At 63.2% G+C, this 13,007-nt stretch carries 11 protein-coding genes; 3 read left to right on the forward strand and 8 right to left on the reverse strand.

The genetic code is table 11. The annotated features are described in order from the left end of the window. Positions 1–9: 9 nt before the first annotated feature. The 6 genes from J3D46_RS04845 to J3D46_RS04870 form a co-directional block, all read right to left on the reverse strand. A complete protein-coding gene (locus tag J3D46_RS04845; RefSeq protein ID WP_253465360.1) occupies positions 10–1,554 on the reverse strand; it encodes a CdaR family transcriptional regulator in 1,545 nt (514 codons plus the stop codon). Between the two features lie 103 nt (positions 1,555–1,657). Next, on the reverse strand, positions 1,658–2,800 hold the full coding sequence (locus J3D46_RS04850; protein ID WP_253465363.1) for a DUF917 domain-containing protein: 1,143 nt from the start codon (positions 2,798–2,800) through the stop codon (positions 1,658–1,660). A gap of 1 nt (position 2,801) precedes the next feature. Further along, positions 2,802–4,349, reverse strand: coding sequence for a hydantoinase/oxoprolinase family protein (locus J3D46_RS04855; protein ID WP_305884642.1), 1,548 nt, complete (start codon positions 4,347–4,349; stop codon positions 2,802–2,804). Between the two features lie 5 nt (positions 4,350–4,354). Then, a complete protein-coding gene (locus J3D46_RS04860; RefSeq protein WP_231341715.1) occupies positions 4,355–5,698 on the reverse strand; it encodes a cytosine permease in 1,344 nt (447 codons plus the stop codon). A 122-nt stretch (positions 5,699–5,820) separates the two neighbouring features. After that, complete coding sequence (locus J3D46_RS04865) at positions 5,821–6,942, reverse strand: VanZ family protein (RefSeq protein ID WP_253465366.1); 1,122 nt, start codon at positions 6,940–6,942, stop codon at positions 5,821–5,823. Positions 6,943–7,077: 135 nt separating this feature from the next. Next, positions 7,078–8,343, reverse strand: a complete 1,266-nt coding sequence (locus tag J3D46_RS04870) for an MFS transporter (protein ID WP_253465369.1) — start codon at positions 8,341–8,343, stop codon at positions 7,078–7,080. Between the two features lie 50 nt (positions 8,344–8,393). Between J3D46_RS04870 and J3D46_RS04875 the strand changes: the two genes are divergently transcribed. Then, positions 8,394–9,347, forward strand: a complete 954-nt coding sequence (locus J3D46_RS04875; RefSeq protein WP_253465372.1) for a DUF5937 family protein — start codon at positions 8,394–8,396, stop codon at positions 9,345–9,347. A gap of 47 nt (positions 9,348–9,394) precedes the next feature. Here J3D46_RS04875 and J3D46_RS04880 read toward each other — a convergent pair whose 3' ends face one another. Both J3D46_RS04880 and J3D46_RS04885 read right to left on the reverse strand, forming a co-directional pair. Continuing rightward, the gene (locus J3D46_RS04880) at positions 9,395–9,946 is read right to left on the reverse strand and encodes a dihydrofolate reductase family protein (protein WP_253465374.1); all 552 of its coding nucleotides are present in this window, start codon (positions 9,944–9,946) and stop codon (positions 9,395–9,397) included. Between the two features lie 20 nt (positions 9,947–9,966). Next, positions 9,967–10,287 (reverse strand): hypothetical protein, encoded by a 321-nt coding sequence (locus J3D46_RS04885; protein ID WP_253465376.1) that lies wholly within the window; start codon positions 10,285–10,287, stop codon positions 9,967–9,969. A gap of 700 nt (positions 10,288–10,987) precedes the next feature. On the opposite strand from J3D46_RS04885, the gene J3D46_RS04890 reads away from it, so the two are divergent. Both J3D46_RS04890 and J3D46_RS04895 read left to right on the forward strand, forming a co-directional pair. Then, entirely contained in the window at positions 10,988–11,581 is a 594-nt protein-coding gene (locus tag J3D46_RS04890; RefSeq protein WP_308292038.1) for a short chain dehydrogenase, read from the forward strand. 153 nt (positions 11,582–11,734) lie between these two features. Beyond that, positions 11,735–12,997, forward strand: coding sequence for an FAD-binding oxidoreductase (locus J3D46_RS04895; RefSeq protein ID WP_253465380.1), 1,263 nt, complete (start codon positions 11,735–11,737; stop codon positions 12,995–12,997). The last annotated feature ends 10 nt before the right edge of the window (positions 12,998–13,007 follow it).

The raw sequence follows: 13,007 nt of genomic DNA on the forward strand, positions 1-13,007 counted from the left end.
CCTGCCGCCCTACTCCGGCTTATCCATCAACAAGCTCCGGCATGCGAGCTGCAGCGCCAGCCGGGCTTCGGGGTCCTCCAGATTGATGGCGATGAGTGACTGAATCCGCCTGATGCGATCACTGACCGTGTTGCGGTGCACATTGAGGATCGCAGCTGTTTCGGTCAGCGAAGACTCACAGTCCAGGAACGTGGTGAGGGTTTGCAGGAGTTCGGGTCCGGCTTTGAGGAGTGGCGCCAGGAGCTCCCGGGCGGCGGGGCGGAACGTGTCGGTGCGGGTCCAGATCAGCAGCAGCTGGGCCATATCCAATCGGTCCACGTGCACAAAGTAGCCGGAGTTCTCCCTTGCCCCGGCGATGCGGGCGGCATCATTGGCTTCCTCAAGTGAACGGACGATTCCTTCCGGCTGCGCCTGCATCCTCCCCACCCCGAATTGAGTGGCAATGGTGGACGCGAGCTCCCGTTGAGCCCTGCGGAGGGCGTTGCTGATCCTGCTGACCTCGGCCGGGTCCGGTTTGGAGGGGAAGGAGATCCATCCTGCCCAGCCGTCGGACTGCTCCACCGTTGCAGCATCGATCTTTTCGCGTAGGAGGGCACGGTCCAGATCCGGCTTTCGGGCCACCAAGTCCACCGGCTGGCGGGTGATCACCCGGAAAGCTATGTGAAAGCCGTCCAAGGTCCAGCCCAGCTCCAATGCCCTGGCCCTGAAGGATGGGCTGACGGTCCCGGCGTTGTCGATCAGTTCGCCCAACAGGGCAATCCGGTGCCGGGCATCGCGCTCCCTTTCAAGGCGCTGCCGGGACAGCAGCTCGGAAACCGCGATGGCTGCCACTTCCAAAGCCGCCCGGACGGCGGCCCGTTCCTGATCCGGTGCGGGACCAAGTATCACCCTCAGCCGGGGACTGTTGTCCTGCTCCCGATGAACAGGGGCGAGAATCTCCGTGCCACCGGACTGCGTATCTCCGTCGGCACGCGGACCGCTGTCTTCAGCGGAAATCAGTTTCCCGGAAGGATCCACCAGCATCACCTCATGCCCGATCGCCACTCCCAATCGCTGTAACAGATGGCTGAGCGAGCCGTACGGCATCCGGCACTCGGCCGCAACGCGGGAGATCAACTGCCCCTGACGATGCGCGGCGCCGGACAGAAGCTCCTGTGCAGCCATCCCGAACTGCCACGTGTTGTGGACGGCCAACACCACCAGCCCCAAGCGTTCGGCGAGCCTTGTCACGTTGGGCGGCAACGCGCCGTCGTCGTTCTGCAGTTTTACGGCAAGGGCCACGACGCCGGACGTGGACGCCAGCGCCAACAGCGCCTCCACGTCCCAGGAGACGCCGGAGGGCAACGGCTCAAGGGGTAGCAGGATGCAGCTGCGGAGGGTGAGGGGGTCGCCGTCGAGGTTCCGCTGTTCGCGGACCTGGCGATTGACCTCGGCCAGGTTCCCCGTCAAGGCCACCAGCGACGAAACCGTTGCGATACCAGGTTCCCCGACGCTCTCCACCACGCCCGCCGGGAGGTGAGTCGTGACGGACCACAGCGGGATCGGAGGGATCATTCAGCTTCTCCGGTTCTCCTCGATGGTTACCTTCCCATAATGCCACCGCCGCGCCGCCAACTGTCGTTGGGGACGCGGCGGCGGGCCAAACGTTCGACGGCGGTCAGCTGCGGTAACGCTCGATGGACTCGGTGTGTTCTTCGGGCGTCCCGTCCCATCTGTGGGAAGGGACGCCGTACCCGAAGTACTCCGGTCCGGCCAATGCCAGTCCCTCAGTGGTGTGCCAGCGAGGGTCACTGGGCGCAGTCAGGATGCACAAGCGCTGCCCATAGCGCAGGTTCTCCGTGGTGACCGGTTCGGCGGATTCGGCGTCCACCACGATGATGAGGTCCGGCGTCGTGGTCACCACGGTTCCGTCCTTGGTGGCGAGCAGGTGCTCGTTCTGGAAATGCAACGAAAGAACGGAACCGGCGTCCGCGCCCATGCCCTCGATCATGGCCTGGCCCTTGGCGAACCCGCCGGTCGTCTGGCGCTGCAGGTCCGTGACCTTGCCCAGATGAACAATGCGCCCCCTCAGCGTTTCCGCCAACACGTCGCAGGGGTTGAGGTTGTGGTGTTGGGCGTTGGCAACGGCGTCTCCGATGGCGATGGCGAAGGACATGGAGCCGGCCACGAAGCTCTCACGGGCCTGCGCGCCGGTCATGGCATAGGTGCTGTTGAAGGCGTTGCATCCCATTTCGATGGAGGCCTGCCGGGCAAAGCGCTCGGCCCAGAACGAGTCGATCGCCTCGATGACAAGCGTGTTGCCCTTCTCATCAGCGAGTGCCATGGGAGTGGCATGGATTCCGTACAGCGGTGCCATTCCCATTTGTATTTCAGGGAAGGCCCGGCCGATCAGGTCACCGTCGATCAGGGGGATTCCCAGTTGCGCTGCCGCCACGATGGGCAGCAGGGAGTTTGATCCGCCGATCTCCAGGCAGGCGGTGTGGGTTGCGGTCCTGTTGACGGATGCCGCGAGCTTCTCGATGGTCAGGTACAGGTTTTCCACGGTGTCGAGCTTCTCCACGGCTACCGTGGGAGCGCCGATGGCAGCAATGGGAACGATGAAGGCATCATCTGCCAGGTCCTCAACGGAGACGAGTTCCACTGGACCGAACTCTTCGATTGCCTGTTTCGCCAGGAGGGCGCCAATATAGGGATCGCCGCCTCCACCCGTGCCAAGGATGGCCGCCCCGCGCGCCAGGGAATCAATATCGTCCATGGTGATCTTCTTCAGTTTGCGGCCGTGTGCCACTTCCAGTGTCATCTCATTTTCCTAACGTGAGGTTGCCGGCTGCCTTGACCCGAACGCGCATGGCGTTTCCGGGAAGGTAGGGGATGGGAATGGCTTCCTGCTCAACAATCGTCACCGTGTCCGGGTTGGCACCGGCGGCAACGGCGCGGTCAACAGCCTCCTGCCGGGCGGATTCCATGGCGCGCTTCTGATCCCCGTCCGCAATGGATGACACACGGTCCACCTCCCCGCTGATCTGGGCGATGGCGGCCCCGTACGCGTTGGCGACGTCGAAATTCCCGGGGCGGTGGATGGTGCCCAGGCCGTCCAGTTTTTCTGCCAGCAGGATGGATCCACCGCCGACGGCGACAACCGGCAGTTCAGCGGACGAAGTCCGGATCCGGTCCGCAATATCGGCGATGGTGCGATCGATCTGTTCCAGGGCTGACCTGACCACAGAGTCGCTGATGTGGCTCACCAAAGACGCGTCTCCGACGTCGGCCCTTCCGCTGCGGACAGCGATGTCAGTTGCCGTCAGGACAGACCCGCCAAAGACCAGCGACTCGTCGGTGAGGCGGTAGCCCACCGAATCCGGGCCCACGGTTCCCTGATCGGTCCTCACCCGGGACCCACCTCCGAGGCCTGCGGAGAGGACGTCCGGCATCCGGAAGTTGGTGCGGAGCCCTGCGAGCCTCACGTGGGTGCTGGACTCACGCGGGAAACCGTTCACCAGGACGCCGACGTCCGTGGTGGTGCCGCCGATGTCCACGATCAGGCAGTCGGAGAATCCGGAGAGCGCAGCGGCCCCGCGCATGGAGTTGGTGGGACCTGAAGCGAACGTGGCTACGGGGTAGCGCCGCGTGTATTCAATGTCCATGAGCGTGCCGTCGTTCTGGCTGACGTACAGAGGCGCCGTGATGCCCTGCTCCAGCACAGCTTTGGCCAGGCCATCAACAATCCGGTTCGCCATTTCGGCGAGGGATGCGTTGACGATGGTTGCGTTCTCCCGTTCCAGGAGGCCCACCCTGCCGATCTCGTGTGACAGGGACACGGGGAACTCCGGGCCCAGCTCTTCGCGGAGGATGGCCAGGGTGCGCTGCTCGAATTCGTCGTTGACGGGCGAGAAGACGCTGGACACCGCCACGGAGCGGATGCCGTGTGCGGCGATGTCGGCTGCGTGGCGCCTTATTTCGTCCGGATCGAAGGGGCTGATGGGGCGGCCGTCGAACTCGTGGCCCCCGTGGGCCATGTAGGCGCGGCCCTTGACGGCAGTGGTGAGGGTGTCAGGCCAATCCGTGAACGGCGGCAGGGAAGCGGTGGCGGGAAGTCCCAGCCGGATGGCCGCCGTCGGGCTGAGGTCCCGTGCCTCAATGAGGGCATTGATGAAATGGGTGGTCCCGATCATCACACCGCGGATATGGTCCGGGCTGAAGCCGTTCAGTTCCTTCAGCGCCGTGAGGACTTGGGTGATGCCGCTGGTGACGTCCCTGGTGGTGGGGACTTTGGTGGAGGCGAGCACCTGCGCGCCATCCAGCAGCACGGCGTCTGTGTTGGTGCCGCCGACGTCAATGCCGATTCTCAGGCTACTCATGGTGCGGTTACCGATTCTTCCTTTGTGGTGGTTTCGCTTGTGGGTTGGTTGTCGCCGTAGGACCGCAGGAGGTTCAGTTTGCCGGCGACGATGTAGAGGACGAATGCCGCGGCGAGCGAGGTGAAGGCAGGGAGCCCGAAGGTGACGAAGTAGCCCAGTGCCGCAGAGATCGCCCAAATGACGAAGGTTGCAGGGATCCAGTTGGGTGATTTGGCTGGTGGGAGTCCGGAATCGCGGCTTGCCTCCAACAGGGGCCGCCACTTCTTGACCACGAAATACTCGGCCATGATGATGCCGGCTACCGGCGGGAAGACGACGCCCAGGACCATGAGGATGTCGATGAACTTGTCCAGGATGCCGATCGCGGCGAGGACACTTCCGAAAACGCCGAGCAGCAGCGTCACGTGCCCACGGTTCAAGCGCTTGTTCATGGCGCTGTTGAAGAAGGACACCACGCCTAGCCCGGCGCTGTAGAGGTTCCAGTCGTTGATCTTGGATGTGCCCAGGACAATGATCAGGATGCCCACCCAGCCCACGGAGGAGAAGATGATCTGGGTGACGTCTGCCGTTTTGACGGCGTGGGCCAGCAGGACACCGATCATGCCGATGCTGTAGTTGCCCAGGGTCATCCCGACGACGGTTTGCTTGACGACGTCGCCGGCGCTCCTGTTGTAGCGGGTCATGTCGGGCGTGATGACTGCTCCGAGCACGGCACTTCCAGCAACGATGGTGGTAGCCGTGACGAAATCCAGTTGTGGGCCCGGAGGGGCATCGTTGATGAGCTGGCTGATGGAGTGGTTGCTGAGCTCCGCCCATGCTGCCCAAGCGATCAGGATCATGAACAGCGGCACGGTGATGTTGGCCAACCACTGCATTGATTCAAATCCGCGGACCACGATCAGCGTGACCACCAAGCCAAAGACCAAGGACCACGCCCACGTGGGAATTTCGGGCACGATTTGGTTCAGTCCAGCGCCGGAAATCCCTGACTGGATACCGAACCAGCCGATGAGGCTGATGCAGATGGCCAGGCCAAGCACCGAGGCGCCGCCGCGGCCGAAGCCGGTCCAGCGGGCAAGCATGGATGTTGTGAGTCCCTGGCGCATGCCGGCGATGCCGACGAAAATCATGAGTGCTTCGACGATCAATGCGCCTACCGTGAATGCCCAGAAGGCGTCCCAGAAGGTCATGCCGAAGCCAAAGGTTGCCCCGAGAAGAAACTGGCTCAGGTCAGAAGTCTGGCCAAAGCGTTGGACCGCGATGCCGAACCAGTGCTTCCGCTTCGTTGCGGGAACCCTGGTGATGGGGTAGTCATCGTGCCCTGTGTCGGAGGTGGACATGACATACATTCCTTTCGAGTGATTCACTTCACAGTATCTGCGGGTCACTCGAAGGTCATTGGGCAATGTGCAGTGCTTGGTGACGCTGGATATGCGAAGTGCACAGAAGCGTTGCTCGGCCTCTAATCCGCCCGCGTCGCTGAACCGGCCACCCGCCGTCGTTTGCTTTCGCGTGCGTCAACCATCTGCGCACCAGTCAGAACCCCGGAAAGTCCGCGCGACTTTGTGAGGGGAACCGCCACGAATGCTGCCAAAAGGACCAGGCCCGTGAGTGGGCCGAACGCGGAGGTAGGCAGCAATGCGCCAAGGAACGACAACACCACATAGAGCCCGCCGGTGACGCTCGCCCGGAGCAATGTCCGACGGCGGGTGGCCGGCCACTGCGGTTGCAGCCACACCGCGCGCTGGCCGAGGGAGGCTCCCGGGCCTACGAGCGCCGGAAGGTAGAACACCAGGAACCCGGGGACGAGGTGCATCAGGGCGAGGGAGATGGCGTCGTCGTTGCCGGGGAGATCCGCGCCGATCGCAAGCAACCCGATCCTGTACGTGACGACGAAGGCGAAGCCGAGGAACGCGAGCGACACGTAGTCGATGACCATTCCCAACCAGCGCCGCCAAACGGTGACTGGGCGACTCTGGACGCGGGCCGCGCGGAGTTCGCGTCGTTGCGGCATGAACCAGAGGACGAGGGGTGCGATGAGCGCGCCGATCAAGGCGCCCAGGGTGTTGGTGATGAGGTCGTCGACGTCGGCCAGGCGGTAGGCGCAGTCGTAGAGGCCCCACAGCCCGGTGAACTGTGTGGCTTCGATGAGCCCGGAGGCGACGGCGCCGGTCAAGGTGGAGGCCGCGATGTTCCAGGAAAGGTAGCGCCGCGCGATGATCCCCCACGGAATGAACAGCACCACGTTGAACACCACTTGCAGTGTTGCGCGGCTGGTCAGCGTGCCGGTGATCCCAAGGCCTGACGTTTCACGGTGGATGTCGTCCAGGAATTGGAACGGGATCGCTTGGAACGTGCTTCCACCCGGGCCGCACTTCAGCAGGCTGGGGTCGGGAAGTGGCAGCAGCGTGTAGGCCACCAGGGCCACACCGTAGACGCTCAGCCCGGCAGCGCCCAGGAACCGACGCCAGGTGAATCTGCCGTACATCCTGTACTGGACCGCAACGATCGGCACCATGAACACGCCAAAGAGGAGCACCCCTCCCAGCACACCCACGTACGCGGGCCACACCCATTCCCCCATGATTCCCTTTCGCTTGTTAACTCCATGGTTTCAGGATGGGGGGTTCAATTCCTCCGTCTGGGTGGTGATGTTGCTCGCGGCGGGCTGGTACCGGGGACGGAGACACGCGGTGGCTTGGGCGCTCGCTCGGCCCGCCTAGGTGAGTACCGCCGTCGTCGAGGCTTTCCGCGCTATCAGCGCGACACCCGCCGCCGACGCAATGAAGACAGCGCCCAGGATTGCCCAGCCCAGCGTGCCATGTTCGACGACGGTAGCGGTCACCACCAGCGGTGCCAGCATGGCCCCTAGGGCGGAGCCCATGCCGAACATCCCTTGGTAAGCGCCGGCTTGGAGGGGATTGGCGAGTTCGAAGCTCAGCCCCCAGGCTCCTGCTTGCGAAAGGATTTCCGCCAACGAGTGCAGCAGCGCCGCTCCGCACAGGAGCGTGATGGCGGCGATGACCGGCAGGCCGCCCGCCATTGCGTAGAGTGCGCAGGCTGCGGCCATGAGCACGCCACCTGTCATCACGATCTTTCCTGCACGGCGAGGCTGGTCGGTGCCGCGCGAGAGCGGGACTTGCAGCAGGACGACACACACGGTGTTGATCACCAAGACCACGGATATGAGCACATCGGGCGCGCTGGTGTCCTGTGAAATCCACAGCGGAACGCCCATCTCGGCGAGACCGAACTGCATGCCGAAAATGCCTGAGAGCACGGTCAGCAGTATGTACCGGCGGTCCCGGAAGGGGGAGATGCCCCGCGGGGGAGCAGGGTTGGCGGGATCGTGGCGCGGTGCATCAACGCGGTTGGGGAGCCGGCGGAGATGCAGCGCGCTCAGGATGTAGACCACACCGGCGCTGATCATCATCCACCGGAACGCGTCGGCGGTTCCGGCCATCAGTGCGAGTCCGGCGATCATGCCTCCCACCGCGATGCCCACGTTGGTGATGGTGCGGAGGACTGCGCGGGCATTCACGCGGTTCGGCCCGTCAAAGGCCCGGGCGATGATCGCGGAGCGCGTGGCGTTGGCGCCCCGGTCCACGCCTACCGTAATGCAGGCAATCACGACGGCGGTGCTGAAGTTCCCGGCGAAGGTATAGCTCGCGATCGCGAGACCTTGGACGGCCACCATCCCCGCCAGGAGCCGTCGCGCGGAAAAGCGATCGGCAAGGCGACCGCCGATATAGGACGTCGCGACGCCAACACCGCTGGAAACCGAGAGGATCACTGCGATTTCAACGGCGCTTAGCCCGACGAAGCGGCTGAAGTACAGCACAGTGAGGGTGAGGAAGATGCCCCGTCCCAAGGTGGAGACGAGGATGGCCGAAGCCAGAATCTTGAGGGTGGGATCTGAGAGCGCGACCCGGAGGGTGTGCTGTGGAGCGGGGGCCGTGTCGGCGGGGGATTTAGTCACACACATAGTTCTGCCATCCGCGGAGGATGGGCGATACTGATGTAGCGTAGTGCTTCATGTTGAAGTACGAGTTGTCCGACGCAGATCTGGGCGGCGTGCGCTTTGGCATCTCACCTTTGTGTGAACTCGGACTTTCCCTGAGAGCTATTCGGGATCCCAGCCAGTATCCACTCCAGCTGCCATGGTTGCGTCGGACCGAAGAGGCCCGGTCACGCTTGGACCTCGATGGCTTGCTGGCCCTGGTGGATGACAGGCTGTGGACGCCGGACTTCCTGAACCCCCGGCCTGAGTCCCCACTCACCCGGATTGATGACGAGTTCGCGGCACTGGAGCGGATTTCCGCCGAGCAGTTTCACGGCGACCTGATCCGGGTGCACGGCGCTGTCCCGAGTGTCTTTTCCGGCCCTGTTGGACCAGCCATACAGCGGATGGTCCGCATCCTCCGGGAATTCTGGGACACCTGCTTCGCGCCGCACTGGCTTCGCATGCGCACCATCCTGGAGGCGGATATTGTCTACCGTGGCCGGCAGATCGCGCAGGGCGGCCTGGTCACGATGCTCAACGATTTGTCCGGTGCCGTGGAATTCGACGGCCGCGTCATTTCCGTGCGGCTCAAGAACCCGGCGTCGCGGACCGAGAAGACTGACGGCTTGGGGCTGACCCTGGTTCCCACCATGTTCACCCGAAGGGCCTCTGCCCCTGTGAACCATGGCGATCCGCCGCTGCTGATGTACCCGGCCCGCGGGCAGGGGGCCATGTGGGAGGCCGAGCAGGTGCGGAACCCTGCCGCTGTTGTGGCGGTGCTCGGCGAGGTCCGGACCAGCTTGCTAACTGCCTTGGCCGCGCCGGCGTCATCCACCGAGCTCGGTGTGCGCTTTGGCGTCACGACTTCCGCTGTGAATCAACACCTTCGGGTGCTTCGAGACGCCGGACTGGTGACGTCCACCCGCTACGGCCGCAGCGTCCTGTACTTCAGAAGCGAGCTGGGTGCCGCGTTGCTGCTGGGGTGATCGCCGTCGGGGGTGGCCGCACGAGCTGAGTCCCGCCGTCGTGCGTTTTAGTCTTTGCGGAGGCTGTACGTGCTGATCACGTTGCCCTTGCTGGTGGCGTACTGGTCCTCCAGTACGAGCCGGTTCTGTGGGTCGCCGTCCTCGAACAACCGGCGCCCACTGCCCGCCACGACGGGGTGGGTCATGAGTGTCAGCTCGTCGAGCACGCCGGCGAACAGCAGTTGGCGAACCAGGGAGATGCTGCCGCAGACGGCGATCTCGCCGCCGCCGCGGTTCTTCAGTTCTGCGACGAACTGCTCCACGTCACCTTCGATCAGGTGCGAGTTCTCCCATTCAAGCGGCTCGGTCAAAGTGCGGGATGCGACGAACTTCTCCACGGGATTGATGAAGGCCGCAAAGTCATCATCCTGTGAAGCATTCGGCCAATACCCGGCCCACTCCTGATAGCTGACACGACCCAAGACCACGGTGTCCACCGCGGTGATCATCTTGGTGAGTCCCTTACCGAGGTCGTCGTCGAAGCTGTCGAACTGGAACTTGAACGGGTCCTGGACCACGCCATCAACGGAGTGGAACAGGCCGGCGGTGACTTTGCGCATGGGTTCTCCTGTTAGGCGGCTTAGGCGGCGCGGCTGGTTGTCTGAAGTTCGCGTGACGGCAGGGCCGTCACATTGTTGTTTTGGAGGCGGACTGGGACCTCGTGAAGCTCGGCGAACACCTGGAGCTGTTGCAACGCGTCCGCATCAACGGTCGCTTCCGTCAGGTCCATTTCGACGCCGAGGCCGCCGCCCAGGCTCCGGGTGCGTTGGACCACGGGGTAGAGGCCTTGAAGGCTGGTTGCGGTCACATGACCGGTCGCTGCGATCTGGATCTGTTCGCCGTCAACATCGACGCGAACAACTACGGAGAGCTTGTCGCTGGACAATGTGTTGCCTTTCATCAGGTTGCTGCCACGCTGCAGCGACCCCCAGCGTATGTGTCCGATGTGACCTACGCAACATTGCGACGGCGGGGCTGGCCTGGGTGCGGCCACCCGTTTCGCAAGGTGGGCGGGTGCAAGCGGCCACCAGCCGGGCCACTATGTCCGCAGCGTGGATATGGGCTCGTGGCCCACAATCCAGCTGTCCCGGAAGTTGTCTTAGTGACAGCTGTTTGAAGGGGATGTTTTGGGACAACATACGGGACGGCAATGTTACGCGGACGCTGGACGGGGATTTCATCAGCCCCGACCGCGTCTGAATGCATGCGCAAAGCCGCCTGCACGGCATGGTGCGACGGCAGGAATGCTGCGAATGGCCCCGAATCCGCAAATGGGCGGTGTCCCACCAGGAGTGTCCCAGTTCCAAGGATGTGGGACGGTTCAATGACGGCACTTTAACCGCAAGGAGCTCTGCGCCCGCTTCTCTACCCTAGGAGCGGGAGTTTGAAGTTCAACCCTGTCACGCGCTGGGACGACTGCCTGCCGGGACTAACGTCCCTTCCGTCCAATGTCATCAGAGCGCCGATGGCTGACCCCGACTTCTCAACGATGAGGATAACTTCGCGGGTCGGAGGTTCGGGGGAGCAGGTATTTACCCTAGAGCATCACATTGCTAGTCTTGTCTGACAATCTGTCACCCAAACAAAAGGAGCAATGCGCCGTGAGGGTTCTCGTAGTAGGTGGGAGTGGGTTGCTAGGCTCAGTGGCCGCGGCGGCACTTGATGAGCGACATCAAGTCATCAAGGCCTCCCGGTCAAGCAAGATTCGGGTGGATTTGGCAAAGCCTGAATCCATAGAAAACCTGTTCAGGGATATCGGGGTGGTGGATGCGGTCATCTCTTGCATGGGGTCCGCTCCATTCAAGCCGCTGGCCGAGCTGACCAGTCAGGACTTCAGGGCTGGCTTCGAGGACAAGGTTCTCGGCCAAATCAATCTCGTTCAGGTTGGCATCCAGTATTTGGCGGAGGGGGGCTCCTTTACCCTGACCACGGGAGTCCTCGCGCGCGAACCCATCCTCGCGGGGGCGGCTGCTTCCCTTGCCAATGGAGCGCTTGAATCGTTCGTGATGGCAGCGGCCCCGGAACTTCCAAATGGCATTCGCATCAACGCCGTCAGCCCGTCGGTACTGGCCGAGGCCAGGGGATATCACGCGTCCTTTCCGGGCTTCCCGCAGATCGCGGGCAGTGAGGTGGGCCGAGCCTATGTGAAATCCGTTGAGGGCATCCAGACGGGCCAGGTTTATGCATTGGGCTAGACCCAGGTGCCCCGCAGATCTTCGCCAGAAACTATGCGCTAAGGGCTGGACGTGGCGCTAGTCACAGCACTAAGCTGACTTTATTGTTTGACAATATAACAATCTTTTTAGCTGTCCAATCAGCGATATCAATAGGAACCGAGAGGTCATAGTGTGCACACCTTAGTGATTGGTGGAGGCGTCATTGGCCTGACGCAGGCTTACCACCTCGCCCGCGAAGGCGGGACTGTCACCGTCATCGACGCCCGAGCCACAGGCCTGGGAGCCTCCAAGGTCAACGCTGGCTGGATCTGCCCGGCGGAATCGGCACCGGTACCGGGCCCTGGCGTCGTCCTGAAGTCCATGAAATGGATGCTCCGCCCTGACAGCCCCCTGTACATCAAGCCCTCACTCCAGCCAGACTTCGTGAGATTCATGTTTGGCATGTGGCGCAAGTCCAACGCCCGTGACCAGCGCGCGGGATTCGAAGGTCACCTCCGCCTTGCCGCTGACACCCTGCAGATCTTTGACGAGTACCGCGCCGATGGCATGGACTTCGAAATGCACACCGACGGACTGCTCATGGCGTTCATGGAACAGGACAACTTCGACCATCACATCGACAACTTGGATCTCGCCTCGCAGTACGGGCGCCAACCACGTGTACTGAACCGGGACGCCGTTCACGAGCAGGAACCACAGCTCACCGACGAAGTCCTCGGCGGCATCTACTTCCCACACGAACGGCACGTTGATCCGGGAGCAATGACGGCAGCGCTGCACCAGCGGCTGTCAGCAATGGGCGTCGAGATCATCGAGAACTCGCCGATCGATGCTGTGGAACGCAAAGGCGACCAAGTAACCACGGTGCATAGCGGGGGAAACCGGTACACCGCTGACAACTTTGTCCTCGCTGCAGGCGCCTGGAGCGGGAAGCTGTCCCGGCAGTTTGGGGTGGCGCTACCCGTGCGACCAGGGAAAGGCTACAGCGTTGAGGTTCCCGCCCTGGGCCTGCGCAGCGCGGTGAACCTTTGGGACGCAAAAGTTGCGGTGACCCCGTTCAACGAACGACTTCGCCTGGCCGGCACCATGGAGTTCGGCGGACTGGACGAGAAGATCAACCAGGTCCGCGTCGATGCCATCCTGCGCGCGCCCTCGAAATACTTCCGCAACTGGGAGGCGCCCGCTGTGAAGCCAACACCGATGGCCGGCATGCGGCCGATGACGCCTGACGGACTTCCGGTCATCGGCCACCTTGGACAACTGCAGAACACCTTCGTCTCAACCGGCCACGGAATGATGGGCATCACCCTGGCACCCGGCACCGCCGCTGCCCTCACGGATCTGATCGTTCACGGCCGTACGGCGCCCACCCTTCAGCCCTTCAGAGCCGACCGTTTCCGGGGCGTTCAACGCCAACCGGTCCCGGCCCTATAAGACCTCCCCC

The sequence above is a fragment of the Paenarthrobacter sp. A20 genome (assembly GCF_024168825.1).
In the GTDB taxonomy this organism is placed as follows: domain Bacteria; phylum Actinomycetota; class Actinomycetes; order Actinomycetales; family Micrococcaceae; genus Arthrobacter.

Coding starts and splice junctions, on each gene's coding strand:
- J3D46_RS04865 (WP_253465366.1), bottom strand. CDS start 6,942: ATGGGGGAATGGGTGTGGCCCGCGTACGTGGGTGTGCTGGGAGGGGTG.
- J3D46_RS04845 (WP_253465360.1), bottom strand. CDS start 1,554: ATGATCCCTCCGATCCCGCTGTGGTCCGTCACGACTCACCTCCCGGCG.
- J3D46_RS04850 (WP_253465363.1), bottom strand. CDS start 2,800: ATGACACTGGAAGTGGCACACGGCCGCAAACTGAAGAAGATCACCATG.
- J3D46_RS04860 (WP_231341715.1), bottom strand. CDS start 5,698: ATGTCCACCTCCGACACAGGGCACGATGACTACCCCATCACCAGGGTT.
- J3D46_RS04885 (WP_253465376.1), bottom strand. CDS start 10,287: ATGAAAGGCAACACATTGTCCAGCGACAAGCTCTCCGTAGTTGTTCGC.
- J3D46_RS04875 (WP_253465372.1), top strand. CDS start 8,394: ATGTTGAAGTACGAGTTGTCCGACGCAGATCTGGGCGGCGTGCGCTTT.
- J3D46_RS04880 (WP_253465374.1), bottom strand. CDS start 9,946: ATGCGCAAAGTCACCGCCGGCCTGTTCCACTCCGTTGATGGCGTGGTC.
- J3D46_RS04870 (WP_253465369.1), bottom strand. CDS start 8,343: ATGTGTGTGACTAAATCCCCCGCCGACACGGCCCCCGCTCCACAGCAC.